26 protein-coding genes are annotated in these 26,170 nt (G+C 73.9%); 8 read left to right on the top strand and 18 right to left on the bottom strand.

Annotation, left to right across the window (positions count from 1 at the left end; all coding sequences use genetic code 11):
• The first annotated feature begins 135 nt into the window (after positions 1-135).
• A complete protein-coding gene (gene purB / locus RE027_RS05915) occupies positions 136-1,563 on the top strand; it encodes an adenylosuccinate lyase (RefSeq protein WP_368807327.1) in 1,428 nt (475 codons plus the stop codon).
• Positions 1,564-1,729: 166 nt separating this feature from the next.
• Here purB and RE027_RS05910 read toward each other — a convergent pair whose 3' ends face one another.
• Positions 1,730-1,993 (bottom strand): DUF3892 domain-containing protein, encoded by a 264-nt coding sequence (locus RE027_RS05910; protein ID WP_368807326.1) that lies wholly within the window; start codon positions 1,991-1,993, stop codon positions 1,730-1,732.
• A 318-nt stretch (positions 1,994-2,311) separates the two neighbouring features.
• On the opposite strand from RE027_RS05910, the gene RE027_RS05905 reads away from it, so the two are divergent.
• Positions 2,312-3,025, top strand: coding sequence for an AfsR/SARP family transcriptional regulator (locus RE027_RS05905; RefSeq protein ID WP_368807325.1), 714 nt, complete (start codon positions 2,312-2,314; stop codon positions 3,023-3,025).
• Positions 3,026-3,107: 82 nt separating this feature from the next.
• Here the strand turns inward: RE027_RS05905 and RE027_RS05900 are convergent, their stop codons facing one another.
• The 8 genes from RE027_RS05900 to RE027_RS05865 all read right to left on the bottom strand — a co-directional run bounded on the left by RE027_RS05900 (position 3,108) and on the right by RE027_RS05865 (position 15,174).
• Positions 3,108-7,097, bottom strand: coding sequence for a Pls/PosA family non-ribosomal peptide synthetase (locus RE027_RS05900; protein WP_368807324.1), 3,990 nt, complete (start codon positions 7,095-7,097; stop codon positions 3,108-3,110).
• A gap of 533 nt (positions 7,098-7,630) precedes the next feature.
• Positions 7,631-8,530: an FAD:protein FMN transferase gene (locus tag RE027_RS05895; RefSeq protein ID WP_368807323.1), complete on the bottom strand. Its 900-nt coding sequence runs from the start codon at positions 8,528-8,530 to the stop codon at positions 7,631-7,633.
• Positions 8,531-8,644: 114 nt separating this feature from the next.
• Positions 8,645-9,607 (bottom strand): glycerophosphodiester phosphodiesterase, encoded by a 963-nt coding sequence (locus RE027_RS05890; protein ID WP_368807322.1) that lies wholly within the window; start codon positions 9,605-9,607, stop codon positions 8,645-8,647.
• Positions 9,608-9,791: 184 nt separating this feature from the next.
• Positions 9,792-10,604 carry a di- and tripeptidase gene (locus RE027_RS05885; protein ID WP_368807321.1) on the bottom strand — a complete coding sequence of 271 codons (813 nt, stop codon included), beginning with the start codon at positions 10,602-10,604 and terminating at the stop codon, positions 9,792-9,794.
• A gap of 104 nt (positions 10,605-10,708) precedes the next feature.
• The gene (locus RE027_RS05880; RefSeq protein ID WP_368807320.1) at positions 10,709-11,683 is read right to left on the bottom strand and encodes an acyl-CoA thioesterase; all 975 of its coding nucleotides are present in this window, start codon (positions 11,681-11,683) and stop codon (positions 10,709-10,711) included.
• A gap of 30 nt (positions 11,684-11,713) precedes the next feature.
• Entirely contained in the window at positions 11,714-13,543 is a 1,830-nt protein-coding gene (locus RE027_RS05875; protein WP_368807319.1) for a pyruvate kinase, read from the bottom strand.
• A complete protein-coding gene (locus tag RE027_RS05870) occupies positions 13,540-14,664 on the bottom strand; it encodes an endonuclease/exonuclease/phosphatase family protein (RefSeq protein WP_387920074.1) in 1,125 nt (374 codons plus the stop codon). Before RE027_RS05870 ends, RE027_RS05875 begins: the two co-directional genes overlap by 4 nt.
• Positions 14,665-14,895: 231 nt before the next feature.
• Positions 14,896-15,174 (bottom strand): hypothetical protein, encoded by a 279-nt coding sequence (locus RE027_RS05865; protein ID WP_368807318.1) that lies wholly within the window; start codon positions 15,172-15,174, stop codon positions 14,896-14,898.
• Between the two features lie 227 nt (positions 15,175-15,401).
• On the opposite strand from RE027_RS05865, the gene RE027_RS05860 reads away from it, so the two are divergent.
• A complete protein-coding gene (locus RE027_RS05860) occupies positions 15,402-16,007 on the top strand; it encodes a cyclodeaminase/cyclohydrolase family protein (protein ID WP_368807317.1) in 606 nt (201 codons plus the stop codon).
• Here RE027_RS05860 and RE027_RS05855 read toward each other — a convergent pair.
• The gene (locus RE027_RS05855; RefSeq protein WP_368807316.1) at positions 15,973-17,490 is read right to left on the bottom strand and encodes an MDR family MFS transporter; all 1,518 of its coding nucleotides are present in this window, start codon (positions 17,488-17,490) and stop codon (positions 15,973-15,975) included. The two genes, RE027_RS05860 and RE027_RS05855, sit on opposite strands and share 35 nt — an antisense overlap.
• Positions 17,491-17,581: 91 nt before the next feature.
• On the opposite strand from RE027_RS05855, the gene RE027_RS05850 reads away from it, so the two are divergent.
• Positions 17,582-18,352 carry a spermidine synthase gene (locus RE027_RS05850; protein ID WP_368807315.1) on the top strand — a complete coding sequence of 257 codons (771 nt, stop codon included), beginning with the start codon at positions 17,582-17,584 and terminating at the stop codon, positions 18,350-18,352.
• Between the two features lie 32 nt (positions 18,353-18,384).
• Positions 18,385-18,822, top strand: a complete 438-nt coding sequence (locus RE027_RS05845) for a DUF779 domain-containing protein (RefSeq protein ID WP_368807314.1) — start codon at positions 18,385-18,387, stop codon at positions 18,820-18,822.
• Here the strand turns inward: RE027_RS05845 and RE027_RS05840 are convergent.
• The 5 genes from RE027_RS05840 to RE027_RS05820 all read right to left on the bottom strand — a co-directional run bounded on the left by RE027_RS05840 (position 18,797) and on the right by RE027_RS05820 (position 21,864).
• Positions 18,797-19,189 (bottom strand): YqfO family protein, encoded by a 393-nt coding sequence (locus RE027_RS05840; protein WP_368807313.1) that lies wholly within the window; start codon positions 19,187-19,189, stop codon positions 18,797-18,799. The genes RE027_RS05845 and RE027_RS05840 overlap by 26 nt on opposite strands.
• The gene (locus RE027_RS05835) at positions 19,179-20,150 is read right to left on the bottom strand and encodes a cation diffusion facilitator family transporter (protein ID WP_368807312.1); all 972 of its coding nucleotides are present in this window, start codon (positions 20,148-20,150) and stop codon (positions 19,179-19,181) included. Before RE027_RS05835 ends, RE027_RS05840 begins: the two co-directional genes overlap by 11 nt.
• Before the next feature lie 40 nt (positions 20,151-20,190).
• Positions 20,191-20,529 carry an acylphosphatase gene (locus RE027_RS05830; protein WP_368807311.1) on the bottom strand — a complete coding sequence of 113 codons (339 nt, stop codon included), beginning with the start codon at positions 20,527-20,529 and terminating at the stop codon, positions 20,191-20,193.
• A complete protein-coding gene (locus RE027_RS05825) occupies positions 20,526-21,008 on the bottom strand; it encodes a pyridoxamine 5'-phosphate oxidase family protein (RefSeq protein WP_368807310.1) in 483 nt (160 codons plus the stop codon). Before RE027_RS05825 ends, RE027_RS05830 begins: the two co-directional genes overlap by 4 nt.
• Before the next feature lie 196 nt (positions 21,009-21,204).
• Positions 21,205-21,864 carry an SDR family oxidoreductase gene (locus tag RE027_RS05820; RefSeq protein WP_368807309.1) on the bottom strand — a complete coding sequence of 220 codons (660 nt, stop codon included), beginning with the start codon at positions 21,862-21,864 and terminating at the stop codon, positions 21,205-21,207.
• Positions 21,865-22,045: 181 nt separating this feature from the next.
• Here RE027_RS05820 and RE027_RS05815 point away from each other — a divergent pair, with 181 nt between their 5' ends.
• A complete protein-coding gene (locus RE027_RS05815) occupies positions 22,046-22,213 on the top strand; it encodes a hypothetical protein (RefSeq protein ID WP_368807308.1) in 168 nt (55 codons plus the stop codon).
• A 39-nt stretch (positions 22,214-22,252) separates the two neighbouring features.
• Here RE027_RS05815 and RE027_RS05810 read toward each other — a convergent pair whose 3' ends face one another.
• Entirely contained in the window at positions 22,253-22,861 is a 609-nt protein-coding gene (locus RE027_RS05810) for a hypothetical protein (protein ID WP_368807307.1), read from the bottom strand.
• Between the two features lie 77 nt (positions 22,862-22,938).
• Positions 22,939-23,439: a pyridoxamine 5'-phosphate oxidase family protein gene (locus RE027_RS05805; RefSeq protein WP_368807306.1), complete on the bottom strand. Its 501-nt coding sequence runs from the start codon at positions 23,437-23,439 to the stop codon at positions 22,939-22,941.
• A 113-nt stretch (positions 23,440-23,552) separates the two neighbouring features.
• Between RE027_RS05805 and RE027_RS05800 the strand changes: the two genes are divergently transcribed.
• On the top strand, positions 23,553-24,395 hold the full coding sequence (locus tag RE027_RS05800) for an NAD-dependent epimerase/dehydratase family protein (protein ID WP_368807305.1): 843 nt from the start codon (positions 23,553-23,555) through the stop codon (positions 24,393-24,395).
• On the opposite strand, the gene RE027_RS05795 is transcribed toward RE027_RS05800, so the two are convergent.
• Entirely contained in the window at positions 24,353-25,639 is a 1,287-nt protein-coding gene (locus RE027_RS05795) for a cytochrome P450 (RefSeq protein WP_368807304.1), read from the bottom strand. The two genes, RE027_RS05800 and RE027_RS05795, sit on opposite strands and share 43 nt — an antisense overlap.
• A gap of 196 nt (positions 25,640-25,835) precedes the next feature.
• On the opposite strand from RE027_RS05795, the gene RE027_RS05790 reads away from it, so the two are divergent.
• On the top strand, positions 25,836-26,126 hold the full coding sequence (locus tag RE027_RS05790) for a metallothionein (protein ID WP_368807303.1): 291 nt from the start codon (positions 25,836-25,838) through the stop codon (positions 26,124-26,126).
• Positions 26,127-26,170 lie beyond the last annotated feature (44 nt).

Here is a 26,170-nt window from a genome sequence, read left to right as displayed (position 1 = left end):
CCCCGGTGCATGACGCCCGTCCGCCCGACTCCGTACTGCTCGGTCGGAAAAGCTACAACCCCGCCGTGGTTTTCTTGGCGGCGGGCCACAAACCGGGCACCGGAGGGGCTGCGGCCGCCGTGGGAGAATGTGCCCATGCCCAACACCGATCGCATCCTGTCCTCCGGTCGTGCCTCGCTCGCGGCCGCTGTCCCGGCCGTCGCGCTGGGCCCGCTCGACGGCCGCTACCAGCCGGTCGTCGCCCCTCTCGTCGACCACCTCTCCGAGGCCGCCCTCAACCGCAACCGCGTGCACGTGGAGGTCGAGTGGTTCATCCACCTCGCCGAGCGCTCGGTGCTGCCGGGCCTGGCGCCCCTGACCGACGAGCAGGTCGCCGGGCTGCGCCGGATCGTCACGGACTTCGACACGGAGGCGGTCGCCGAGCTCGCGGAGATCGAGGCCGTGACGGTCCACGACGTGAAGGCCGTGGAGTACTACATCGGGCGCCGCCTGCCCGCCCTGGGCCTCGAGCACCTCGTGCCGCTCGTGCACTTCGGCTGCACCTCCGAGGACATCAACAACCTCGCCTGGGCGCTGGGCATCAAGGACGCCACGACCGACGTGTGGCTGCCCGCCGCCCGGGCGCTCGTGACCGACGTCGCCGCCCTCGCCGGGTCCGCCGCGGGCACGCCGATGCTCTCCCGCACCCACGGCCAGCCCGCCACGCCCACGACCCTGGGCAAGGAGATGGCGGTGGTCGCCCACCGCCTGGGCCGCCAGCTCGCCCGGATCGAGCGCACCGAGTACCTCGGCAAGATCAACGGCGCCACCGGCACCTACGCGGCGCACTACGCCTCCGTGCCGGGCGCGGACTGGACGGAGGTCTCGCGCGGCTTCGTGGAGGGCCTGGGCCTGAGCTGGAACCCGCTGACCACCCAGATCGAGTCCCACGACTGGCAGGCGGAGCTCTACGCCGACCTCGCCCGGTTCAACCGGGTCCTGCACAACTTCTGCACGGACGTCTGGTCCTACATCTCGATCGGCTACTTCCAGCAGATCCCGGTGGAGGGGGCCACGGGCTCCTCCACCATGCCGCACAAGGTCAACCCCATCCGCTTCGAGAACGCCGAGGCGAACCTGGAGCTCTCCAACGCCCTGCTCGACGCCCTGGGCGCCACGCTCGTGACGTCCCGGTGGCAGCGCGACCTCACGGACTCCTCGTCCCAGCGCAACATCGGCGTGGCCTTCGGGCACTCCCTGCTCGCCGTCTCCAACGTGAGCAAGGGCCTGGCCCGCCTGGACGTGGCGGAGGACGTCCTGGCCGCCGATCTCGACCAGAACTGGGAGGTGCTCGCGGAGGCGATCCAGATGGTCATGCGCGCCGAGGCGATCGCCGGCGTCGAGGGCATGGACAACCCCTACGAGCGGCTCAAGGAGCTGACCCGCGGGCGGCGGGTGGACGCGGCACGGCTCCAGGAGTTCGTGGCCGGGCTGGGTCTCCCCCCGGAGGCCGAGCGCCGGCTCTCCGGGCTGACCCCCGCCACCTACACGGGCATCGCGGCCGAGCTCGTGCGCTTCCTCTGAGCCCGCGCCGCACGGACCCGCGCCGCACGGACCCGCGCCGCACGGACCCGCACCGCACGGACCCGCACCGTGCGGTGCGGGCACCCCGGGCGCACGGACCGGGCGGCCCGCGGCGGGCACCCCGTTCCCGGACGCCCTCCCCCGGGCGCCTCCCCGGGCGACGGGATCAGACGGAGGGCAGGTCGTGCAGGTTGTTGCAGGCGGTGTCCTCCGGCGCGGCCCACAGGCGCTTCTCGCACCCTGCCGACACCACGCGGACGCTGAGCCGGCCGGACGTGCCGGGGACGTAGTAGTCGTGCACCCCGCTCTCGATGTCCCGGATGATCCGGGTGATGGACCGCGGGGACCACACCTCGGCGGGATTGCACAGGGCGACGATGTTTCCGAGGGAATCCGTGCGGACCCCCGTGACGGGTCGATGGTCGGTCATCGGAAGAACTCCTGAGCTCGTGCCCCGGACCGGTGCTGCCGGCCGCGGGAATCAGCCTTGTACCACTGTCTCGGACGGTGCGCAATGCTCGGGGCCGGACGCGTCCCCGGTCCTTCGGGTTTTCTTTGCTTTCGACGACATCCGGCGTTCACTTTTGACTCACGACGCGTCTGCCGGGATCATCGTTGTTTGACCCCTCTCTACCCACGGCACCGGATCCAGCGCTGCGGGACCGGGGGGAAGGCGCCCGGCCCACGGTCTTCGGGGGAAGACCGGCCGGGACGCATCGGGGTACAGAGTTCATGACAGTGGGGGATCATGACAATGGATGGGGAACACTCGATCACGCTGCGGCTGCTGGGCAACGTCGAGGTCGAACTCGACGGCTCGGTGCTGGCCCTCGGCCACCGCCAGCAGCGACTGCTGGCCGCGCTGGCCGTCCTCGGCCCGAAGCCGCGCCGCTTCCTCGGCGAACTGCTGTGGCCCGACCGGACGGCCGAGCGCGCCATGGGCAGTCTGCGCACGACCGTCTTCAACCTCTCCCGCCAGGTCCCCGGGGCCGTCGGGACCCGGGGCAACAACATCGCCCTGGCGGAGCCGGTCCTGGTGGACCTGCACGAGCTGCACCGGTCCCTGCACGAGGCGGCCGCCGCGACCGTGCCCGCCACGGAGGACCCGTGGTTCCTCGACCCGGCCGGCGCCCAGCTGCTGCCCGGCTGGTACGACGGCTGGGTGATGGCCGAGCAGGACCGGCTGCGGACGCTGTACGTCAACGCCGTGGAGCACCTCGCACGGCTGTCCCTGGAGCACGGGGACTTCTACCGCGCCCACCTGCTGGCCGACAACGTCCGGGCCCTGGACCCCCTGCGGGAGAGCGCGGTCCGCGTGTCCATCGAGGCGGACCTCGGACTCGGCAACAACGCTCCGGCCCTGCAGACCTTCCGCAGCTTCTGCAGCACGATGGCCGACGAGCTCGGCGCACCGCCCTCCCCCCAGATCACGCAGCTCATGGGGTACATGCGCAGCGCCTGACGCGCTCGCCCCCGGGCGGGCACGGTGTCCCCGCGGCCCGACCCCGGGTCGCGGGGACACCTCTGTGCGGTCCATGGCCCGGTCAGCGTCCCGCGGTGAGGGCGGCCGAGGCGGAGCGCACCGGGATGCCCCGCCAGGTCGTCTCGGGCAGCAGCTGCTCGCCCTTCATCACCAGGGACAGCCCGTCGACGGAGGCGCCGGCGCCGACCGTCGTGTCGTAGAGCACGATCGAGCGCGCCCCGACGCTGGCCCCCTCGAGGATCTCGACGTAGGACATCTTCATCACCCGGTCCTCGAACAGGTGCGTCTGCAGGGACACGTCCGTCGAGACGGCGGCGTCGTCGCCGATGTGCACGAGGTCGAACTCCGTCAGGTAGGTCGTCCCGATGTAGGTCCGCCTGCCGATCTGCGCGCCGAACAGGCGCAGGACCGGGCCGATCAGCGGGGTCCCCACCAGTCCGCCGATGAGCGCGGGGACCGCGGCGGACTCGTAGACACCCGTGACGAACTCGCTGCGCCGCACGAAGTTGTCCCACAGGGGCTCGATCCGCTGCCGGTACCGGCCCACGATCGCCCACTTGAGGACGACGACGGCGAGCACCACGGTGAACCCCGTGGCGAGGGCGATCAGCGGCAGCACCGCGACGAAGCCGAGCAGGCTCACCCGGGGCACCAGGGTCACCGAGGCCAGCAGGCCGAGGTAGCCGATCAGGCCGATCAGCGCCGGGGGCACCGTGATGCGCAGCGCCTCGATGATCAGCCGGGCGGCCACCTTCCCCCGGGACGGCCGGTAGGTGAGGCTCTCGTCGTAGTTGCCGCTGTCCTGCCGCCGGGGCAGGAACATGGCCGGCGAGCCCAGCCAGGACGTGCCGTCCGGCACGTCGGCCGGAGGGACGGACGCGACGCCCACGAGGGAGCCGTCGCCCATCCGGGTGCCGGAGGGCACGAACGCCGCGTTGCCCACGAACGAGCGGTCGCCGACCACGGTGCGCTCCATGTGCAGGTGCCCGTGGTGGTAGACCGCACTGCCCACGCTGGCCATGTCCGCGACGAAGCTCCCCTCGCCGAGGGTGAGGAGGTCCGGGTCGATGTGCCCGACCGTGGAGACCTCGGAGCGCGAGCCTACCTTGGCGCCCAGGGCGCGCAGCCAGGGCACGGTGTACATCGTGGCGTACAGGGCGTTCGTGCTCTCCAGGCTGGTGGAGAGCAGCTGGTCGGCCATCCACTTGCGCACGCCCAGCCCGCTGCGGACCGGGTGGATGCCCGTGGGCGTCCGGCGCAGGACGATCTTCCGGCCGACGGCGACCACGGCGCAGACCGTGAGCACGTAGACGATGCCGACCGCCGGGGTGAGCGCGAGCCCCACCGGAAGACCGAACTCCAGTGCCGCGGCCCAGATCATCAGGAAGGAGGGGAGCACCAGGACGAAGGGCAGCAGCTCGAGGACCATCCAGCCCAGGAGCAGCCCGGCCGCGAGCGGGGCGGGCCAGCGGCCGCTGGGCAGCGGGCGCCGCTCCATCCGCTCGAGCAGCTCGTCGTCGCCGTCGGCGGGCCGGGACGGGGAACCGAGCCAGCGCTCGCCGGCCGGGATCGTCTGGTTGCGGGCGGCCAGGGACTGCTCCGCCAGCCGGGCGCCGTCCTCGACCCGGGAACCGGGCTGCAGCATGGCGTTGGCGCCCACGAACGCGTCGTCGCCGACCCGCACCGGGGCGATGGTCACCCAGCCCTCCTCGACCTGCGCGGTCTGCACGGAGGACCCGTAGCCGATGCTGGCGCGGGAGCCGATGCTCACCAGGGAGGGCAGGCCCACGGCCGCCGTGCCCACGTGGGCGTCCGCGCCGACCCTGGCCCCGAGCAGGCGCAGGTAGACGGCGGCCATCGGGGTGCCGGTCAGGAGGCTGAGCGGCGAGAGCCGGGTCAGGCCGTCGATGCACCAGAGCAGGTAGTACTGCCTCCCCCACAGCGGATGGTGGCCCGGCCGGACGAACCGGCCCAGCACCCGGGAGCCCAGGAACGGGAGGAAGAAGCGCGCGAGCACGGAGACGAGCAGGCCCACGAGCAGCAGGTCCCACATGAGCGGGTAGCTGAACTCCCCGCCGGAGGAGTACAGGACCGCCGCGAGCGGGGACCCGACGACCATGGCGGCGAGCACCATGGTCGTCAGCTGGGCGAAACCGCACAGGGCCACCCGGCCGCCGGTGTGGTGCAGGGCGGAGGGCCGGTCGTCCGGTGTGGCGACCGCGGGGACGACGGCCGGGGCGGCGTCGAGGTGGCGTGCCAGGTCCCGGACGGTCGGGTAGGTGTAGATGTCCGCGATGGAGATGTCCTGGCCGGTCAGCTCCCGGCGCAGCTCGGACGTGGCGGTGGCGGCGAGCAGCGAGTGCCCGCCGAGCTCCATGAAGAAGTCCGCCTCCGAGGAGAGCTGGTCGACGGGGATCCGGAAGACCCTGGACCAGACCTCCGTGAGCTGCCACTCCGTCTCGGTCTGCGGCGGGACCAGGCCCACCGTCGTCACGAAACGGGGCGTGCTGGGGTCGGGCAGGTTCTTCCGGTCCACCTTGCCGCTCACCATCATCGGCATGGCGGGCAGGACCTCGTAGAAGGACGGGACCATGTACGGCGGCAGGGCCGCGACCACGGAGTCGTGCAGCAGCTCGAAGAGGGCCCGCTCGTCGCGGACCTCCCCGCGCAGGGTGAGGAACGCGGCGACGTCGTCGCCGCCGGAGACGAGCTTCACGGCCGCGTCCGCCACCGCGTCGTCGCGCCGGAGCACGTTCTCGATCTCCTGCAGGTCCGCGCGGTGGCCGCGGATCTTCACCTCGCTGTCGGCGCGGCCGAGGTACTCGATCTCGCCGTCGGGCAGGATCCGGCCCAGGTCGCCGGTGCGGTAGATCCGCCCGGCCCGGGGCCCGTCCGGGTGCGGTCGGAAACGCTCCTCGGTGACGTGGGGCAGGTTGACGTAGCCGCGGGCCACGCCCGGCCCGGCGATGCAGATCTCGCCCGGCTCGCCCTCGGGGAGCTCGTTCATCGTCTCGTCGAGGATGCGCACCTCGTAGGTGGGCAGGGGCTTGCCGATGGTCACGGGCCGCCCGGGGGTCAGCTCGCCCCACGTGGCGGTCACGGTGCCCTCGGTGGGGCCGTAGGTGTTGAGCATCCGGCGCTCGGGCGTGGACCACCGCTCCACGAGCTCCGCGGGGCACGCCTCACCGCCCACGAGGATGCTCCGGATGCGGGGCAGGTCGTGCTCCAGGGTGGCCAGGACGGTCGGCACGCAGTACAGCACGGAGATCTCCATGCGCTGCAGGAACGTGACCAGGCCCTCGCCCAGGCGGGCGTCGTCCGTGGGGCCGGCCACGAGGGCGGCGCCGACGGCCCAGGTCGGCCAGATCTCCTCGATGGAGAAGTCGAAGGCGATGGTCATGCCCTGGTAGACCCGGTCCTCCGGGCGGACGTCGTAGACCTCGGGCACGATCTCGATGAAGTTGCAGATGCTCGAGTGCGCGACCTCCACGCCCTTGGGGCGGCCGGTCGAGCCCGAGGTGTAGATGATGTAGCACGTGGGGTCGCCCTCGTGGCGGACCTCCGGGCGGCGGGCGGGCGCCTCGTCGAGCTGAGCGCCGATCCGCCCGACGTCGACGACGTCCGCGGGCGCGTCCTCGACCAGGGGCACGAGCTCGGCCGAGGTGAGGATGAGGGACAGGTCGGAGTCCTCGGCGATGAACTGCACACGGTCGGCGGGCAGGTTCGGGTCGATCGGGACGAACGCGGCGCCCGTCTTGAGGACCGCCAGCAGCGACGCGTACAGCATCGTGGAGCGCTGGAGGACGATGCCCACGCGGTCCCCCGCGGACAGGCCGTAGCTCGCGATCAGGTGGGCCATGCGGTTGGCCAGCTCGTCCAGCTCCGCATAGGTGTAGGACCTGCCGTCGGCGTGCAGCGCCTCGGCCTGGGGCGTGAGATCGCAGCTGCGCTCGAAGAAGTGGTGGAGCCGGCTCGGCCTCGTGATCGAGCCCCGGCCCCCCTGCGCGGAGGAACCCGTCCTCGGCCGCGCCCCGGCGGAGCCCCCCTGCACCGCAGTCTCGTCCCACAGCACTCGCTCTGCCGGCGACCCCCCGTCGCGGCGGTGTGAGCGTTGTGGCGCTGAGGTCATCTCCGACTCCTTTCGATGCGCGGACACCGGTGTTACCGGCAGGTCCGTTCTACTGAGAGCGCTGTTATGTCCCCCTCACGCCTCCGTGACGTCGGCGTTATCGATGCGTTATCGCTGAGCTGTCCCCGGGCGCTCGCGCGGCCCGGCCGATCGGGGGCGAGGGCCGAACGTGGGCGGGATCACATCGAAGTGTCTCGACCAACGAGACGTTTTCGACTGCAATGACAGGCCGCGGAGTCCCCGGGGTCACCCGGAGCCCGAGGCAACTGCCCCGGGGACGGACCCGGCGCACATGGTGGCGGTCCCCGCCGGAGCGGGCGGACACGCGGGAAAGAAATTCGCCGTGTTACTTTTCGTGAACGACCGAGCAGGCCCGTTGGGCGTCGGGAAGCCGCCCCGGGAGCGGTCGGCGCACGGCTCTGCGCGCGGGGGTGGCCACGGGTTCCGTGCGCCGCTCAGGCGGCGGCGCGTGCGCCCGGCCGCGGCCAGCCCGGGGTGCGGAGGCGGCGCCGGAGGACGGTGCCGGGGCGGGTGCCGGTGAACTCGCCGTCCGCCCCGCACGCAGCGACCCACCCGGGCGCGTCCCAGCCGAGCACGTGCGAGGCACGGGCATAGGCCTGCGCCTCCACCGCGCTGCCGGCGGCCACGGCCACCCGGTCCCACGGGCTCTCGGCGGCGGCGCCGGTGGCCGGGTCGACCAGGGCGCCCCCGGGCCGGTGCAGCACGGCGAGACCGCGGCGGCCCGCCGTCACCAGGCCGGTCCAGGCCCCGGGGGCCAGGGCGGTGTCCGGTCCGGGGCCCGTCCGGCCCGGGGCCGCGGCGAGGGCGGCGGCCGCGGCGGGAGGACCGGCCACGGCGAGCACTCCGCCGGCCGGGACCACGAGCGCGTGGCCGGGGAACGCCTCGGCGAAGAGCCGGGCCGTGCGGTCCGCGGCCCAGGCATCGGCGACCTCGGCGACGTCCAGAACCGTGCCGCGCCGCATGCGCAGCCGCCGGGCCGGCAGGTCCAGGTCCAGGTGGCCGATCCCCGGGGCCGGGCAGGCGGGGAGGCCGTCCTGGGCCCGCCAGGCCGCGCCGCCGGTGGTGGGGTCCACGAGCCCGCTCGTGAGGCGGGCGGTGCGCAGGGCTGCGGCGAGGATCTCCGCCAGGACGGGACCGACGACCACGTCGATGTCCTCGTGCTCGGCGAACCGGTTCAGCAGGGACAGCTCCGAGTCGATGCGCTCGGGGGCGACGGCGCAGGAGACCTCGTTGCGGACGCGCTCGACGAGCCGGCAGGCCTCCCCCTGCAGGTCCGCGGCGGGGGTGCGGACGGTGCCCGTGCCCGGGGCGCCGGGTGGGGTCGGGATGGACATGGCCGTCTCCTGGCGGTCTGGTGCCGGCGCGTGGAGAAGGCCTCGGAGGACGCCGGACAGGTGCTGATGAGCATACGCGCGCCGGTGCCCACGGGCGAGGAACGCGGCCGGTGCTCAGCGCATTTCGGCCGTCGCGAACCGGGGCGGTGCGGCGATCCGGTTCCGGGCCGGCGCCCCGGCCGGGAGAGCGGCCGGGAGAGGGGTCGGGGCGCCGCCGGGTCCGGCGTCCAGCCGGCGCAGCACGTCGGCCGGGCGGTTCGACGTCAGCTGCTGGACCCCCAGTGCGCGGCACAGGTCCACGTCCCGCGCCGTGTCGACCGTCCAGACCCGCAGCACGCGTCCCTCGGCCGCCCACTGCCGCACCAGGTCGGGGCGGGCCCGGACGAAGTCCATGCCGGGCCCCACGATGTCCACGAGGCCGGCCGCGATCACGGGCAGCGCCGGGGGCACCACGAACCGCATCCCGGCGTGCAGCACCGCGGCGGCCGTGCGGCCCACGCGCAGGCTGTCCCGGACGGTGCGGCGGGTGGTGGTCTCCACCAGCTGGCACACGTGCCGGGCGGGAACCGTCTCGAGGAGGTGACGGACGGCGTCGGGGTGGAAGCTCATGAGCGAGACCGTGATCCGGCCCAGCCGGCCCGTCTCGGGGTCCCACCCCTCCCGCATCAGCACGCTCAGGACCTCCTCCTCGAGCCGGTGGCCGTACGGGCTGGGGTGCTTGGTCTCCACGGCCAGGCCCACGGGCCGGCCGGCGTCGCGCAGCAGGTCCAGGAGCTCGGGCAGGGTCAGCAGCTGGCGGTCGGCGCGCCCGTGGCCCGGCGGGATCGGCACGCCCTTCCAGGACACCCAGTCGAGGCGGCGGAGCTCGGCCAGCGTGCGGGCGGAGACGGGCCCGCGGCCCTCGCTGGTGCGTCCCAGCTGGGCGTCGTGGTGGAGGACGAGGTGGCCGTCGCGGGTCAGGTGGACATCGCACTCCACGCCGTCGGCACCGTCCAGCAGCGCCTGGACGTAGGCGGCCCGCGTGTGCTCGGGATAGGCCGCGCTGGACCCCCGGTGGGCGTAGACGATCGGTCGCACGGCGCTCCCTCGGCTCACGGCGGGGCGGCGGTGGCCCCCGCTCGCCCCCGAGGCTAGGAGCCGGAGGAGAACCGCCGGAGAACGCCGGGCCAACCCGTGGCCCCGGGGCCGTGAACGACGACGACGCCCCGCCGGGAGGCGGGGCGTCGTCGTCGTGGGGACCTGCGGGGCAGGCCTGCGGGTGCTACTCGGCGGAGGAGTTCTCCCCGGTGATCTCGCCGCGGGCCGTGGCTGCCTTCTCGTCCTTCTCGTCGTCCGCGCCGTCGAACTTCGGGGCCCGCTCCTGGATCTGGAGCCCGGCGGGGAAGCTCTCGGGCAGGGGACCGAACGCCTCGTGGGTCGCCGCGATGACCTGCTTGGCCATGGCCAGGTTCGCGCCGCCGCCGACGACCGCGCCGATGCCGAACGGCAGGGCGCGGCCGAACAGGGCACCGGTCTGCTTGGCGATGAAGCGCTTGACGAACATGTTGCGGACGGTGCGGCCGACGTCGAAGGTCTTGGAGTCGTCCTTGCCCATCATCAGGCCCCAGGACGAGACCATGCCCTTGCCCTTGGTGCCGCTGGCCAGGATCTGGTTCATGACCTGCTGACCGTCCTCGCCGAGCATGAGGGCCATGACCATGGTGCGGGTCTTCTCGGGGTCCTCGGTGTGCACGCCGTGCAGCTCGGCGACCGCCTGGGCGTAGAGGGCGGTGGCCTCGAGGTAGCCGACCACCGCGAAGGAGGACAGCCCGAGGGACGCGACGGTGCCGATGCCGGGGACCACGGCGGTCGCACCCACGGCACCGCCGCCCATGGTCACCGACCGGACGTAGATCTTCTCGAGGCGCTTGGCCAGCTGCTCGGGGGTGTCGTCGGGGTGGTCGGCGCGCTCCTTCTTCACGAAGCTCAGGACCACCGGGCGCTGCACCCGCAGCAGGGTGTCCAAGGCCTTGTTGACGGCGGGCTGGGGCCTGCCCTCGTCGTCGAACGCCTTGCTCAGGGGATTGAGGTCCATGGGAGGGTTCTCCTTGAGTGCCGGGACGGTGGTCTGCGGCCCACTATATGCACAGCACACTGAGCAGGCACGGGGATTCGCCGACGGCGGAGGCGGTGGGGCCCTCAGTCCCCGGGCAGCAGGGAGACCGAGGGGTCGACCCGCTGGAAGGAGTCCGAGAAGTCGGCGCGCAGACGGACCACCCGGCGGGCGAAGGCGTCCAGGTCCCGGTCCTCCTGGCTGACCGGGTGCCACTGCCGGGCGGGCAGGGCGCGCCCGTCGTCGTCGAGGGCGACCATGACCATCAGGCAGTTGGTGGTCAGCTCGAGCTCGCCCGTGGCAGGGTCCCCGGACCAGCAGTTGACGGAGATGTGCAGGCCCCGGGCCGCGGTGTGGATCAGCCGCGCCCGGACCTCGACGAGGTGGCCGATGTGCATGGGCCGGTAGAAGCGGACCCCGCCCGCGTACACGGCGATGACCGGCCGCCCGGCCCACCGTGACCCGCACACGAACGCGGCCTCGTCGATCCAGCGCATGGCCGTCCCGCCGTGCACCTTCCCGCCCCAGTTGATGTCCGTGGGCGCCGCGAGGAAGCGCAGCGCCGTCTCCTCGGCCGTGCCCTCGCCGGTGTACTTCTGGTCGGCCATCAGCGCCTCGATGCTGTTGCGCAACTCGATCCGCCGCTGCGCCAGCGCCTGCTGCTCGCGCTCGTGCTCGGTCTCGGGCGCCCACTGCGGGACCGGGGTGGGGCGGCCGTCCCCGTCGACGGCCACCATGATGATCAGGCAGGTGTCCCGGAGCGTGACCCCCTGCTCGCGGGGGTCCGCGGAGGCCACCTCCACCCGGATGTGCATCGAGGAGCGGCCGGTGTGCACGATCTTCGCGGAGACCTCGACCATGTCCCCCACGCTGACCGGGCGGTCGAAGTGGATGTTGCCGACGTAGGCCGTGACGCAGTACGCCCGCGACCAGCCGACGGCGCACGCGTACGCGGCCTTGTCGATCCACTCGAGCACGCGCCCGCCGTCCACGGTGCCGGTGCGCCCGGCGTCGGTCGGGGCGGCGAGGAAACGGAGGACTGCGGTGTCACGGGCGGCCATGCCACCAGTGTGGCACGGCCGTCACAGCTGTCACGGCGCGAACGGCGCCCAGGCGTTGAGCCGGCGGAGCATGTCCGACTTCTTGTCCGCGTGCCCCTCCATCCGCACCAGGATGTCGTCGAGGGCCTCGATCGCGTCCACCACGAACGGGCCCTTGTTGAGCATCACGCACTCGGCACGCTGGCCCATCGCCGCGTCCGTGACCTCGGCGCGGGAGGGCAGGCCCTTCTTGGCCAGCGACTCGAGGACCTGGGTGGCCCACACGACCGGGACGTGCCCGGCCTCGCACAGCCACAGGATCTCCTCCTGCACCTCGGCGAGCCGCTCGAAGCCGGCCTCGACCGCGAGGTCGCCGCGGGCGATCATCACGCCCACGTCCTGCCACCGCATGGCCTCCAGGAGCATGAGCGGCAGCGCCTCGAAGCCGCCCACCGTCTCGACCTTGAGGGTGATGTCCAGCTCACGGCGGCCGACGGCCTCGAGCTCGTCCAGCAGGTCGGTCACGTCCTGGCGCGAGCGGACGAAGGACATGTTGACCACGTCCGCGTGGGCGGACACGAACGGCAGGTGGGCGCGGTCCTCGTCGGTGAGCGCCGAGATCCGCAGGTCGGTCTCGGGCAGGTTGATGCCCTTCCGCGCCTTGAGCTTGACGCCCCCGGGGCCGGCCTGCAGCACCGCGAGCTCGATCTCGTCCGGGGACACGGCGGTGATCCGGCACCGGATCTTCCCGTCGTCGAGCCACACGGCCTGGCCCTCCCGGGCGTCGGTGAAGACCTCGGGCAGGGAGCAGCCGATCCGGTGCGGCCCGCAGGCCCGGGCCGGGGCGGGGGCCATGTCCCGGGTCAGCACGAGCACGTCGCCGGTGCGCACGCGCAGGAACTGCTCGACGGCGGGCAGCTCGCCGAGGACGCCCTCGGTGCCGTCCTCCGCCTCGACGGCCAGCCCCGTGGCGAAGTACACGGTCTTGGAGCACTCGACCAGCACACCGGGCCCGGTCGCCTCCAGCACCCGCAGGGTCCGCCCGGAGCCGCGTGCGTCCTTCAGCCGCAGCTTCTCCCCGGGGACGCGCGCCGCGGTCCAGGCGGGGTCGGCCAGGGGGACGGACGGAGCGTCGTCGTCCACCGCCGGGTCCGCCTCGCCCAGCCACAGGCGGGCGGGGTCGGTCACCCGGCCGCGGCTGTCCCGGGCCGGTTTGATCTTCTCGACCTGCGGGCCCGGCTCGATCGGCCCGGTCCGCAGCTTCGGCCCGGCGAGGTCCATCGCCACGCGCACCTCCCGCCCGGCCGCGCGCTCGGCCGCCCGCACGTGCTCCACCATGGCCGCCCACTGCTCGGGCCCGTCGTGCGCGCAGTTGATCCGCGCCACGTCCATCCCCGCGCCGACCATGGACTCGACGAGGCGGCGGTCCGCGGCCGCCTCCGAGGGCAGGGTCACCATGATGCGGGTGTGCCGGTCCTCCCGGCCCGGGCCCAGCAGCGCGGCGGTGTTGCGGCGCAGGACCTCGGCCCCGGGCAGCTCGGGCTTCTCGAGCGCCACCCCGGGGTCGGGGGCGGCGAAGTCCACGTCGGCGCGGCCCGAGAGCGCCTGCAGGGTCTCCACCACGGCGGTCAGGTGGGTCATGACGCCCGCCTCCATCCGCCCGAGCGAGGACACGCCCAGGGCGCTGAGCTCCCGCTGCAGGTCCCGGACGTCCTGGCTGCGCAGGGCCACGTAGTCCACGAGGTTCAGGGCGGAGCGGCGGTGGCGGGGCGTCACCCGCTCGAGCTCCGGCACGGCGGCCCGGCGGGCGGCGGTCACCACGTCGACGAGGGCCAGGAGGCGGTCGAGGAGCTCCGCGGCGCGCTCCTGCCGGGCCGTCATCGCCGGCCCCCCGGGACCACGTCCACCCAGACCGGGCGGTGGTCGGAGGCCGGGAACGGGTGCTCGCCGGTCAGCTCCGCGCCGGGCTCGCCGGGGGCGGGCCAGAACACCCCGGCACCGACCACCCGCAGGTTCTTCGACGGCAGCACGTAGTCGGCCCGCAGGTTGCCGGGGGCCGGGTCGTCGGCGAAGTCCGCGGTGTCGTGCGCGGGGTCGGAGAGGTGCGCCAGGTTGGCCCCGCCCTGCCGGGCCGCGGCCTCGGGGCCGCCGGCGGAGGCGGGCAGCGGGTCCTGCACCCGCGGGTGCCCCAGCAGCTGCTGGATCGCCCCGGGCCACGAGTCGCCGTCGTGCGGGTCGGCGTTCTGGTCGCCCATCACCACGAACCGCTCCCCGGGCCGCAGCCCGCCGCGCGTCCCCTCGTCGTCGTAGACGTACGACGACGCCGCGGGGCCGCGCACGTAGTCGGCCCAGAACCGGATCTCGTCGGCGTTGCGCCGGCCGTTGCGGTCCTCGGGGCCGTCGAACGTCGGCGGGGTGGGGTGGGACGCCAGCACGTGGACCGTCGTGCCCCCGATGCGCACCGGCACGTCCCAGTGGGACTTGCTGGACAGCCGCACCCGCTGCGCCTGCTCCGGGGTGTAGAAGTCCCCGGGCAGGCGGTTGCCGGGCATGTCCGCCCACCGGAAGTCCTGGAAGGTGCGGATGCCGTCCACGTCGAGGGGGTGCTGGGAGTACAGCACCATCCCGTACTGGCCGGGGAACAGCCCGAAGCCCCACGCGTCGTCGGGCCCGCCCACGACCCCGTCCTGGTTCAGGTCCAGCCCCGAGGCCACCCCCGTGTTCACGGGAGCGGTGTAGACGTAGGGGTAGTCCACCGGGTCCTGGCCGTTCTGCGGGACCGCCAGGTAGTTCGTGCGGAACAGCTCCGCCGAGCGGCCCGCCGCGTCGTGGTCGAACTCGTTGAGCAGCAGGACGTCCGGGGCGGTCCGCTGGACCACCTCGGCCACCGCCCGCGCCTGGGCGTCGCCCGGCGTGGCCAGGTCCTGCTGGAGTCCTCCCTCGACCGCGCGGTTGAGCGACGCGTTGTAGGTCATGAACCGCACCGGTTCCTGCGCCGTCACGCCGTGCCCCCTCCCGTGCGGGTGAGCCCCTCCGGGTCCTCGGTCGTGGCCCTGTCCGGCCGCGGCCGGCAGTCCCGCGGCCACCAGGAGCGCCGCGAGTCCCGCCGCCGTCGTCGATCTGCTCAGTCCCAATGATCCTCCTCGTCCGTCCCGCTGTCAGTGCCGACCGTAGCGGGCGCGGGCGAACAGCGGTTGAACGGAGGGAGGTCGGGGAGGTCGGCCGGGGCGGGCTCAGGCGGCGCGGGCGAACGGGGACAGGCGCAGGCGGTGGTCGTGGAACGGGACGAGCCGGCGGGACCCGGTCCGGGCCTCCAGGATCCAGAGGAGGCCCAGGTGGGGCGCGGACTGGCCCACGGTGCCGACGTGGCAGAGGGTGTCCTGCTCCCAGACCTCGATCCGGTCGCCGGCCCGGATCAGGGCCGGGTCCTGGATCCAGCCGCCGTCAGCAGTCGTGCCGGCGGTCGTGCCGGGGGCGGTCGCGTCGGGGGTCGGTGCGGAAGGAGCGGTCATGGCGGCACGTCCTCTCGGGGCCCCGCCCCTCGGGGTCGGGACCGTCGGCGGGGGGGGGGTGTGTCGGACGCTCCCAGGATCGTCCGCCGATGTGGCCGGGACGTTTCGGGACGGTTGACGGGCCGTGCATTCGCGTCGGCAGGGCTGTGAGGCGCACCACGGGCGGTTAGGCTCGTGCGGACGCCGCGCCGCCCCGGCGCGGCGTCCGCCCACCGGAAGGAACGACCGTGATCAGCTCGGAGAACGTCAAGACCTACGTGCAGCGCATGGCCTCGGACGCCCCCGCCCCCGGCGGCGGCGCCGCCGGGGCTCTGCAGGCGGCACTGGGCGCGGCCCTGCTGGCGATGTCCGCGCGCTACTCCACCGGCTCGGAGCACGCGGCGGGCGCGGCGGCCCGCGCCGAGGAGCTGATCCCGGCGGCCCTGCGGCTCGCCGACGCGGACGCGGAGGCCTTCGGGGAGCTCTCCGCGGCGTACGACCTGCCCCACGACACCGACGAGCAGAAGGCGGAGCGCTCGCGGGCGGTGCAGGAGGCGACCGCGGGCGCGGCACGGCCCCCGCAGGAGCTGATCGGCGTGGGCGCGGAGGTGCTCGCCCTCGCCCGGGAGCTGACCGGCTGGTGCAACCCCAACGTGCTCAGCGACGCCGCGGCCGCCGTGGAGGCCGCCCGCGCCGCCGTCGCGACGGCGCTGGTCACCCTCGAGATCAACGTCCGGGCGCTCAAGGACGCCGCCGTGGTGGATCCGCTGCGGGCGGAGGTGGCCCGTGGCGAGCGCGCCCTCGAGGACGCCGCGGAGCTCAGCCGGCAGATCCGGGAGCGGGTGCAGGACTGAGCGCGGGGCGGCGCACGAAGAACGACCCGGCGACGGCCAGCAGGGAGACGATCCCGCCGCACACGAACGCGCCGCGCACGCCCGCCGCGGTGGCCTCGAGCCCGCCGGCGCCGGAGGCCGCGGCGCCGGCGGCCCCGAGGGTCATCACGGTGACGAACAGGGCCGTGCCCGCGGCCCCCGCCACCTGCTGCAGGGTGCCCACCATCGCCGAGCCGTGCGAGTACAGCGACGACGGCAGGGAACCCAGGCCGGCGGTGAACAGCGGGGTGAACATCAGGGCCAGGCCCGTGCTGAGCACCACGTGGGCGAGCAGCACCATCGGGACGGGCGTGTCCGCCGAGGTGGACGCGAGGTACCACAGGGACGCGCTCAGCAGGACCGAGCCCGGCACGAGCAGCACGGTGGGGCCCGACCGGTCGTAGATCCGGCCGACGACGGGGGCGAGCAGGCCCATGACGAGCCCGCCGGGCAGCAGCAGCAGGCCCGTGCCCAGGGGATCGAGTCCGTGCACGGTCTGCAGGTAGATGGGCAGCACGATCAGCGTGCCGAACAGGGCCATCATGCTGACGGCCAGCACCACCGTGGACATCGTGAACAGCCGCGACCGGAACGTGCGCAGGTCCAGCAGGGCCCGGTCCGAGCGCTGCAGCCGCGTCTGGCGCCGCACGAACACGGCCAGCGCCACCGCGCCCAGCACGAGCGGGACCCACGCCGGGACGGCGGCCTCGCCGCCCTCCCCGAGGGTGCTCAGGCCGTAGACCAGCCCGCCGAAGCCCAGCGCCGAGAGCACCACCGAGACGACGTCGAGCGGGGCCGGCCGGGGCTCGGTGACGTTCTGCATCCGCCAGGCGCCCAGCAGCAGGGAGCCCACCGCGATCGGGAGCACGAGGATGAACATCCACCGCCACTCCAGCACGCTGAGGATGACGCCCGAGATGGTGGGCCCGATCGCGGGGGCGACCGAGATGACGATCGAGATGTTGCCCATGACCCGGCCGCGCCCGGCCGGCGGCACGAGGGTCAGCACCGTGGTCATCAGCAGCGGCATCATGACGGCGGTGCCGCAGGCCTGCACCACGCGTCCCGCGAGCAGCGTCCCGAACCCGGGGGCGGCCGCGCAGATCAGCGTGCCCAGGCTGAACAGGGTCATGGCGATGAGGAAGACGGGCCGGGTGTGCAGGCGCTGGAGCAGGAACCCCGTCACCGGGATGACCACGGCCATGGTGAGCATGTATGCGGTCGTGAGCCACTGGCCGGCGACCGCGGTGACGGAGAGGTCGTCCATGAGGCGGGGCAGGGCCACGCCCATGATCGTCTCGTTGAGGATCACCACGAACGTGGAGACCAGCAGCAGGCCGATGACCAGCCGGTTGCGGGCGGAGTGGTCGGTGTCGGGGACAGCGGCGGGGGGCGCCGTGTGCGGGACACCGGCGGAGGGTGCGGGGGCCGGTGCGGCCTCGGACACGGGGAGATCGGGGGTCATGGGCAGGGATCCTTCGGGACGCAGCAGTGATTCACCCGTAGAGCTTTCCCGCGCCCCGGTTCATTCCCGGCCGGGCAGTGACAATGGGCTCATGCGCAGATATCTCAAGGACGCCGGCGTGCACGCCGAGATCACCCCGGACGGGTTCACCGAGGGCGGGTTCGTCCTGTCCATCGGCGGGGCCGAGCAGTCCCACGTCAACCTGGCGCACCCGGAGGAGATCTTCTACGAGTACCTGCGGCGGATCGGCGGCATCGTCGACGTCGTGGCGGCCCCCGGCGCTCCGGTCACCGCGGTGCACCTGGGCGCGGGGGCCCTGACCCTGGCCCGGTACGTGGCCGCGACCCGGCCGGGGTCCGCACAGGTCGCCGTGGAGCTCGAGCGGGAGCTGCCCGCGTTCGTCCTCGAGGCGCTGCCCCTGCCGGCCGGGGCGGACGTGCGCGTCGTCGTCGACGACGCCCGGGCGGCCCTGCCCGACGTGGTCGCCCCCGGCACCGCGGAGCTCGTGGTCCTCGACGTCTTCTCCGGCCGCGACGCGCCCGGCCACCTCACGGAGCCGTCCTTCTACGCCGAGGCCGCCGCGCTGCTGGCGCCCGGCGGCGTGCTGGTCGTCAACGTGGGCGACGACCCCGGGCTGGGCTTCTTCGCCGGCCAGGCCCGGGCGATGCGCTCGGTGTTCGCCGACGTGTGGTGCCTGGCCGAGGAGCGGCTGCTCACCGGCCGCTACCCGGGCAACCTGGTCCTCGTGGCCGGGTGCCGCCCGCTGCCCCGGGAGTGGGCGGCCGCGTTCGCGGCGGCCGGGCCGCACCCGGCGGGCGTGCTGGACGGGCTCGGCCTGGAGGAACTGCTCAGCCGCCTGTAGCGTGGGTCACACCCCGAGCCGAGGAGCGCCCCGTGAGCAGCACCGACCACGCCGTCGAGCACCCCGCCGTCCTGGAGTCCGCCCCCGCCGTCGACGGGGAGACGTTCTCCCGTGTGGCGCTGACCCCGGCCGCCGTGGAGCTGCTCGGGACGCTGCGGGAGCTGCACGGCCGGTTGATGTTCCACCAGTCCGGCGGGTGCTGCGACGGCTCCGCCCCCATGTGCTACCCGGCCGGGGACTTCCTCACCGGTTCCGCGGACGTGCTCCTGGGCGTGTTCACCCTGCCCGGGGACCCGGCCACGGCCGAGCTCGAGTTCTGGATGTCCCGGGAGCAATTCGCCTACTGGAGGCACACCCTGCTCACGGTGGACGTGGTGGAGGGGCGCGGGTCGGGCTTCTCGGTCGAGGCGCCGGAGGGCAAGCGGTTCCTCGTCCGCTCCGCGCTCAGGCAGGATCCGGCCGGCTCCTGAGGCGGCCCTGCTCGTCGAAGGACGGGCCCCGGTCGTGGACCGGGAAGGTGGCGAAGGCCGGGACCTCGTAGGGGTGGGCCCCGGCCATCGCCCGCAGCACGCGCTCGCGCTCGGCCGCGGGGTAGAGCGTCTCGATGCGGACCTCGTCGACCTCCTCCGGCGTCCCGACCTCCCCGATCGTGGGCCGCGCCCCGGGCAGGGGCGTGAAGCGGCCGGTCCCCCGGCTGACGAACGCCACGTGCGAGTAGTGCCCCGCGCGTCCCGCCCCGGCGTCGCCGAGGGCCTTCAGGACGGCCTCCGCGGCGGTGGCGGGGACGTACACGACCAGGCAGTGCTGCTCGGCGCGGGCCGGGGGCTCAGTGGTCATGGGGCGCGCACACCTCCGGCTCGACGTGGTCGGCGGGCTCCAGCTGGATCGTGGAGTGCTGGACGGAGACCGGGAAGTGCTCCGCCACGCACCGCTGGATCCGGCCCAGGGCCTCGGCCGAACCCCCCGTGTAGAAGTACTCCTCCTCCAGCACCACGTGGGCGGTGAGCACGGGCAGGTCCGAGGAGATCCGGGACGCGTGCAGGTCGTGGACCTCCACCACGTGGGGCAGCCGGAGGATGTGGCCGCGGACGTCGGCGAGGTCGAGGCCCGGGGGCGCGCTCTCCATCAGCACCGACAGGGACTCGACGAGCAGCCGGATGGTGCGGGGCACGATGAGCGCCCCGATGAGCAGGGCCACGACGGCGTCCGCCTGCACCCAGCCGGTGAGGGTGATGACCACGGCGGCGACGATCACCGCCACGGAGCCCAGCGCGTCGTTGAGCACCTCGAGCATCGCCGCGCGGAGGTTGAGGTTGGAGCGGCGGCCCCCGAAGAGCACGATCATCGCGACGATGTTGCCCAGCAGGCCGATGACGCCGAAGACGATCATCTCGGCGGAGGCCACCGGCTGCGGCTCGACGAAACGGCGCACGCCCTCCACCAGCACGAACAGCCCCACGGCCAGCAGCACGCCCGCCTGCAACGCAGCGGCCACGATCTCGGCCCGCCGCCAGCCCCACGTGCGCCGGGCCGTCGGCGGGCGCAGGCTCAGCTGTGCGGCGACCAGGGCGAGCAGCAGCCCGCCGGCGTCGGTGAGCACGTGGGCGGTGTCGAAGAGCAGGGCCAGGGAGCCGGTCCACAGCGCGCCGACGAACTGCACGACGAACAGCACGGCGGTGATGCCGAACGCGGTGGCGATCCGCCACCGGTCGGTCCCGGGCCGTGCGTGCGAGTGCCCGGGCCCGTGGTCGTGCCCGTGCGCCGCGCGCCCGCGGTCCCCGGTGTGGTCGTGAGCCATGCCCCCATCGTAGAACGGCGGGACGCGCGGTCCGTCGGGCTCAGCCGGTGACGAAGCCGGTGAACTCGCCGGTGGCCGGGCCGTAGTGGGAGTCCACCTTCATGACGGCGCCGGGCGTGCCGCCGCTGTGCAGGGCCCGGAGCAGGTCCCGCACGGCGTGCCGGGGACCCTCGGCGATCACGCCCACGGTCCCGTCCGTGTTGTTCACCGCCGAGCCCTGCAGCCCCAGCTCCTCGGCGCGGCTCGCGGTCCACCAGCGGAAGCCGACGCCCTGGACCGCGCCGTGCACCACCGCGGTCAGCCGCAGCGGCTCGTCGAGGTCCAGCCGCTCCGAGTCCCGCCCCTCGGAGGCTTCCTGGTGGACGGGCGGCAGGCTCACAGGTCCACCACCGTGGACTCGCCCGGGTCGATCTGCTCACCGGTGGCCTGGGCCTTCGCCCAGCGAAGGGCGGTGGCGACCGTCCCGGGGCTGCGCCAGTGCTCGGCGGTCTCGGTGCGCACGCGCAGCACCACGAGCCCGGGGGTGCCGGGCCCGTCCGGGTAGTAGGCCTTCAGCGCGTCGGACCACAGTCCTTCGATCACCTTCGGGTCCTCGACCACCTCGGCGGCGCCGGAGATCGAGACCCACTCGTGCTCGCCCACGAAGGCGACGTTGACGGCGTCGTTGCTCCGCACGTCCCGGATCGCGGAGGTGTCCAGACTGGTGAAGAAGCTGAGGTCCTCCCCCGGGGCGACGTCGACCACGGTCATGGGCCGGCTGACGAGCTTGCCGGTGGGCTCCCGGGTGCCGAGCATGCCCACGCGGGTGCGGTTCACGAAGTCGACGATGTGCTGGATGTCATCCTGGTGCGTGCTCATGTGGCCAGACTAGGGAACGACCGCCCTCCGTGGCACGGTCGAGGACCCGGAATTCATCGTGGGCGGAACCGTGCGTCGTCCGCCGGGCGGGGCCGCCCGGCGCGCCCGGCGCCCGGGAGGTCCGGAGACGACGCGGGGCGGCCCCGGGACCCGTCCGGGTCCCGGGGCCGCCCCGCGTCCGGGTGCGCTCTCCCGGTCAGGCCTGCACCTCGAGGGCGTCCGGGATCTGCGTCTGCCCGTCGGAGAAGTCGATCTTCTTCCCCACGGTCGAGGGGTCGTCCAGCACCGCCGAGATCACGAGGGCCACGTTGGCGCGGGAGGTCTGGTGGTCGCCGTCGCGCTCGCCCGTGGACACGTCGATCCTGCCGGTGGGCTCCTCCTCGGTGAGCGCGCCGGGGCCCACGATGGTCCAGTCCAGCGCGGAGACCCGCAGGTGGTCGTCGGCGTCGGCCTTCGCCTGTGCGTAGGCGTGGAAGGGCTCGTCCTCCGGGATGCCGTGGTCCTGGCCGGCGCCGAAGTAGGAGACCATCACGAAGCGCTTGGCGCCCGCCACCTCGGCGGCGTCCATGGTGCGGATCGCCGCGTCCCGGTCCACGGCGTAGGTGCGCTCGGGGCTGCCGCCGCCCGCACCGGCGCTCCACACCACGGCGTCGTGGCCCTCGAGCAGATCGGCGATCTGCGCGACCGACAGCTGCTCGACGTCGGCGACCGCGGGGGTCGCGCCGGTGTTCTCGACGTCGTCCGTGTGGTCCGGGTTGCGGACGACGCTCGTGACGTCGTGGCCGCCGGCCGCGAGCTGCCGGGCCAGGATGAGTGCGATCTTGCCGTGGCCGCCGATGATGGCTACGTGGGACATGGGGAGCTCCTTGCAATGCTGTGGGGATGTGGCGTTCCTCCCCGACGCTAGACCCCTCCCGGGCACATGAACACGGCTCACGCGCTCGGCGAAACCGGGAATGCGCCCGCCCGGCGCCCGGAGCCGTCCCGTGCTCGGGTAGCCTCGACAGGACCCCTGTACCCGACCGGAGGCTGACCCCGTGCTGATCTTCCAGCTCCTGCTGTGCGCGATCGCCCTCGTCCTGCTGGTCGTCGCGCTGATCGACGGCGCGTGGACGCTCGCGCTCATCGCCGCGATGATGCTCATGATCGCGCTCTCCGGCGTGTTCATCGCCTACCGCCGGGAGAAGCACCTGGGCCGGCGATGAGTCCCGTCCGTCCTCGGCGGGACCGCGCCGGGCCCGCTGCTACTCGGCCGCGTCCTCGATGCCCGTGACCGCGGTGAGGAGGAACACCGAGTCCTCGAGGGCCTCGACCGAGTGTCGCTCCTCGGGGATCACGTGCAGCTGTCCGGCCTCGAGCACGAGGTCCTCGCCCGAGGTGACGCGGATCCGTCCGTGCAGGACCTGCAGACTCCCCGCGTACGGGGCGTTGTGCTCGGCGAGCACGGTGCCCTCCTTCATGGCCAGCAGCGTCTGGCGCAGCACCTTCTGGTGCAGGAGGCGCTCCGTGCTGCGGCCGTGGCCGTTGTGGCGGGCCTCGTTGAGGTGCTGCAGGGCGATCTCGTTCAGGTGCTGCATGGTTCTCCTCCTGGGTAGGTGATCCGGTCTCCGTCGACCACGGCGAAGTCCCGCAGCGTCGCGGGACGCCGGCCCCGCCCCGTGCGGCAGGCGTGGCCGGCCGGCCGCCCCGAGCGTTCCCGGCGGCTCGTCGAGGTCGGACTGCGGATCGGTCCGCGAGCGCGGCACCGTCCTGATGTCGGCGAGCTCCTGCACGCCGGACTCCCGCAGCAGCTCCACGGACTCCTCGGCGGAGCGGGTGGGGTGCCCCACGGTGCGGACGGTGTGCGCTGCCATGCCCCCACCCTACTGACCGGCTCCGCGACCGATCCCGCCCCGACACGGCCTGCTCCGCAGAGCCCGGCCCCGGTCCCTCACGGACGGCCGGGATCGGCCCTCGTCCAGGGCACCGAGCCGGACGGGGTCCGCCGCCCGGCGGCCGAGGACGAGTTCCAGGCCGCCGGGTCGGCCACGGTGAACCGGCGGCCGGTGACCGCGGTCGGCGCGATCCGGACGAACCGGTCCTTCACTCCGCCCTGGGCCGGGAACAGCGGAAGCTCGAGGGCCCGCATCAGGGCGTGGCCCCGCCGCACCTCCTCGGCACGTCCCTTGACGACCACGCTCCAGGTCCGGGAGGTGGACGGGTCGTGACCGTCGATCTCGAGGGCCACCGGCGCCTGCGGGACCGCTCCGGCGACCTTCGTGCCCTCTCCGGAGCGGAAGACGAGCGTTCCGTCGTCGACCGCGTAGTTGACGGGGAAGATCTCCGGCTCCCCGTCCACCACCACGGCCAGCCGGCCGATCCCCGCAGGGCCCAGGAGCTCCCAGCAGGCCTCGGCCGGGATCTCCTCCACGTCGTCGCGGTACCGGTCCATCGCCGTCTCCCCTCGTCGTTGCGTCCGCTCCCAACCTATGCCGGAGCGGGCCCGGTGGGAACGGCGTGGCGCCGGCCGGGACGGAACGCGCGAGGGGTGCGAGAATGACCGGCATGAGCGTGGTGATCGCGGGATGCGGAGACCTGGGCACGGAGATCGGGCTGCGGCTGGCCGGGCAGGGGCACGAGGTGCTCGGCCTGCGCCGCCGGGCGGAGCTGGTGCCGCCGCCGCTGATCGGGATGCCCGTGGACCTGAGCACGGAGGCGCCCGAGCTGCCCGCCGACGTCGAGCTGCTCGTGGTCGCCACGGCCGCGGACGGGCGCACGCCGGAGGCCTACCGGGCCGCCTACCTCGACGGGCTGCGCCACCTGTTCGACGGCCTGCGTACCGCCGGGGCCCTCCCCCGCCGGGCGCTGCTGGTCTCCTCGACCGCCGTGTGCGGGGACGCCGACGGCGGTGAGGTCACGGAGGACGATCCGCCGGCCCCCGCGACCCCCACCGCGGAGGTCCTGCTGGGGGCCGAGGAGCTGTTCCACGAGCAGTTCCCGCACGGCACGGTCCTGCGGCTGTCCGGGATCTACGGGCCGGGCCGGACGCGGCTGATCGACAAGGTGCGTTCCGGGGACTCCGCCTCCGGCGCCGCCTGGACCAACCGGATCCACCGCGACGACGCCGCCGCGGCCGCCGTGCACCTGCTGACCATGGACGCCCAGCCGCTGACCCTGTACCTGGGCACGGACGACGAGCCCGTCCCCGAGCGGGAGGTGCTCGAGTTCCTGGCGCACGAGCTCGGGGCCCCGCCGCCCGAGGACGTGCCGGAGGCGGACGCGCCCCGGCGCGGCTCGAAGCGGCTGTCCAACGCCCGGCTGCGGGAGTCCGGTGTGCGGCTGCGCTACCCCACCTACCGGGAGGGCTACCGCGCGGTGCTCGCCGGTGAGGGCGCGCGCCACCCCTGACCGGTGCCCACCCGCAGCACGACGTCGCGCACCTCGTAGGAGGCGGTCAGCTCGGCCCAGGAGACCCGGGGCGGGTGCGCGAACTCCAGCGGCAGCCGCAGCAGCCGCTGCAGGAAGATGTCGGTCTCCTGGATCGCGATGAACCCGCCGGGACAGCGGTGGGCGCCGTCGCCGAAGGACATCGCCTCGGGGCGCACTCCCTTCGGGCGGGAGCGCTCGGGGCACATCTGCCGGGCGTCCTCCCCCAGCTCCTGCGGATCCAGGTTGGCCTGGCGGACGGAGAGGTCCAGCAGCGCGCCCGCGGGCACCACGTGGCGCTCCTCGCCGTCCTCCAGGACCAGCTCCCGCGTGCTCCGCCGGTAGAGGTGGCCCACCACCGGCTCCAGGCGCAGGATCTCGTGCAGGGTCCCGTGCCGGGCCGGTTCGTCGGCCTCGAGGTACGCCGCGCGCAGCCGGTCGTCCTCCAGCAGGTGCCAGGCGGCCACCGCGATGAACTCCCGGGTGGTGGCCATGCCCGCGGCCGCGTAGGTGAGGCACTCGACGAGGATCTCCCGGTCCGTGCAGCCCTGCTCGAGCAGGTGCGAGATGACGTCCTCCCGGGGCTGCTTCCGGCGCGCCGCGACGGCCGGGCGCACGTCCCGGAACTGGAAGGCGCTCATCGCCCACATCGGCCGCACGGAGCCGGCGACGGCACCCAGCCGGGCCCTGAGCCAGCGCTGCCGCGCGCCGGTCGAGCCGGTGCCGGGGCCGTCGAAGAAGCGCTCCAGCCGCCGGGACATCCCGTCGACGTCCGAGTTCGTCAGACCCACCACCTGGGCGGCGATCTCCACCGAGTAGCGCAGGGTGACGGCGGAGAGCTCGCCCCCGCCGTCCCGCCGGATCTGTTCGACCAGCTCGTCGGCCCGCTCCTCCATGAGATCCCGGTAGCGCCGGCTCACCGTGGCCGGGGTGAAGAACTTCGCGGTGGCGGTGCGCTGCCTCCGGTGCTCGGGGCCGTCGGCGTAGAGCACAGGCGGGTGGTCGCCCGTGAGTCCCTGGCGTGCGGTCTCCGCGCTGAACCCAGCCTGCACCGTGGCGTCGGCCTCGCGCAGCACCTGGCGCACCAGCGGCAGGGCGCGGACGTGCCACACCCCGTCGAGCACCTCCACCCGGGGCGTGCCGGGCTCTCCGGGCGGTGCGGTCCGGCGCCGGTCACCGTTCTGCTCACGGTGCGGGACGGGGCAGCGGGCGTCGTGGTCGCTCATGGCGCCATGCTAGCGGCGGCCGTGACGTGGCTCACGGGCCGGCCGGACGTCACACTCCCCGACCCGGGAATGCCCCCGAGTCGGCGCTTCTGGACTGGAAGTGACGTGGGTCCCACCTCGCAGGCCGGCGAGAACCGGGCGCGCCACGGGCCCGCGGCGCGACGAAGCGCCGGACCATCCCGACCAGGAGACGACCATGGCAACCTGCGACACGTGCGGCAACGACTACGACAAGGCGTTCACCGTCACCCAGGGAGAGCGGACCGGCACCTTCGACAGCTTCAAGTGCGCCGCCCACGCGACGGCCCCGACCTGCGCCCACTGCGGCTGCCGCATCCTGGGCCATGGGGTCGAGGCCGACGGCACCATGTACTGCTGCGCCAGCTGCGCCGAGCACTCGGGCGTCACGGGCCTCGCCGACCGGGCCCAGACGACCGGGCCCGGTCGGGCCCGTGCGCTGTTCCGGTGGCAGCGGCCGCGGCCGTGACCTGCGCGGGTCCTTCAGACCGCCGGCTGGCCCCGTCGTCCCGG

It is taken from the genome of Kocuria sabuli (genome assembly GCF_040981185.1).
GTDB lineage: Bacteria > Actinomycetota > Actinomycetes > Actinomycetales > Micrococcaceae > Kocuria > Kocuria sabuli.
The sequence above is the reverse complement of the archived record's forward strand: the minus strand, read 5'-3'. Positions and strand labels throughout refer to the sequence as shown.

Coding starts and splice junctions, on each gene's coding strand:
- RE027_RS05885 (WP_368807321.1), bottom strand. CDS start 10,604: ATGGACCTCAATCCCCTGAGCAAGGCGTTCGACGACGAGGGCAGGCCC.
- RE027_RS05895 (WP_368807323.1), bottom strand. CDS start 8,530: ATGTCCATCCCGACCCCACCCGGCGCCCCGGGCACGGGCACCGTCCGC.
- RE027_RS05875 (WP_368807319.1), bottom strand. CDS start 13,543: ATGACGGCCCGGCAGGAGCGCGCCGCGGAGCTCCTCGACCGCCTCCTG.
- RE027_RS05910 (WP_368807326.1), bottom strand. CDS start 1,993: ATGACCGACCATCGACCCGTCACGGGGGTCCGCACGGATTCCCTCGGA.
- RE027_RS05905 (WP_368807325.1), top strand. CDS start 2,312: ATGACAATGGATGGGGAACACTCGATCACGCTGCGGCTGCTGGGCAAC.
- RE027_RS05865 (WP_368807318.1), bottom strand. CDS start 15,174: ATGACCGCTCCTTCCGCACCGACCCCCGACGCGACCGCCCCCGGCACG.
- RE027_RS05810 (WP_368807307.1), bottom strand. CDS start 22,861: ATGGCAGCGCACACCGTCCGCACCGTGGGGCACCCCACCCGCTCCGCC.
- RE027_RS05840 (WP_368807313.1), bottom strand. CDS start 19,189: ATGACCACTGAGCCCCCGGCCCGCGCCGAGCAGCACTGCCTGGTCGTG.
- RE027_RS05790 (WP_368807303.1), top strand. CDS start 25,836: ATGGCAACCTGCGACACGTGCGGCAACGACTACGACAAGGCGTTCACC.
- RE027_RS05800 (WP_368807305.1), top strand. CDS start 23,553: ATGAGCGTGGTGATCGCGGGATGCGGAGACCTGGGCACGGAGATCGGG.
- RE027_RS05795 (WP_368807304.1), bottom strand. CDS start 25,639: ATGAGCGACCACGACGCCCGCTGCCCCGTCCCGCACCGTGAGCAGAAC.
- RE027_RS05825 (WP_368807310.1), bottom strand. CDS start 21,008: ATGAGCACGCACCAGGATGACATCCAGCACATCGTCGACTTCGTGAAC.
- purB (WP_368807327.1), top strand. CDS start 136: ATGCCCAACACCGATCGCATCCTGTCCTCCGGTCGTGCCTCGCTCGCG.
- RE027_RS05820 (WP_368807309.1), bottom strand. CDS start 21,864: ATGTCCCACGTAGCCATCATCGGCGGCCACGGCAAGATCGCACTCATC.
- RE027_RS05855 (WP_368807316.1), bottom strand. CDS start 17,490: ATGACCCCCGATCTCCCCGTGTCCGAGGCCGCACCGGCCCCCGCACCC.
- RE027_RS05880 (WP_368807320.1), bottom strand. CDS start 11,683: ATGGCCGCCCGTGACACCGCAGTCCTCCGTTTCCTCGCCGCCCCGACC.
- RE027_RS05850 (WP_368807315.1), top strand. CDS start 17,582: ATGCGCAGATATCTCAAGGACGCCGGCGTGCACGCCGAGATCACCCCG.
- RE027_RS05835 (WP_368807312.1), bottom strand. CDS start 20,150: ATGGCTCACGACCACACCGGGGACCGCGGGCGCGCGGCGCACGGGCAC.
- RE027_RS05805 (WP_368807306.1), bottom strand. CDS start 23,439: ATGGACCGGTACCGCGACGACGTGGAGGAGATCCCGGCCGAGGCCTGC.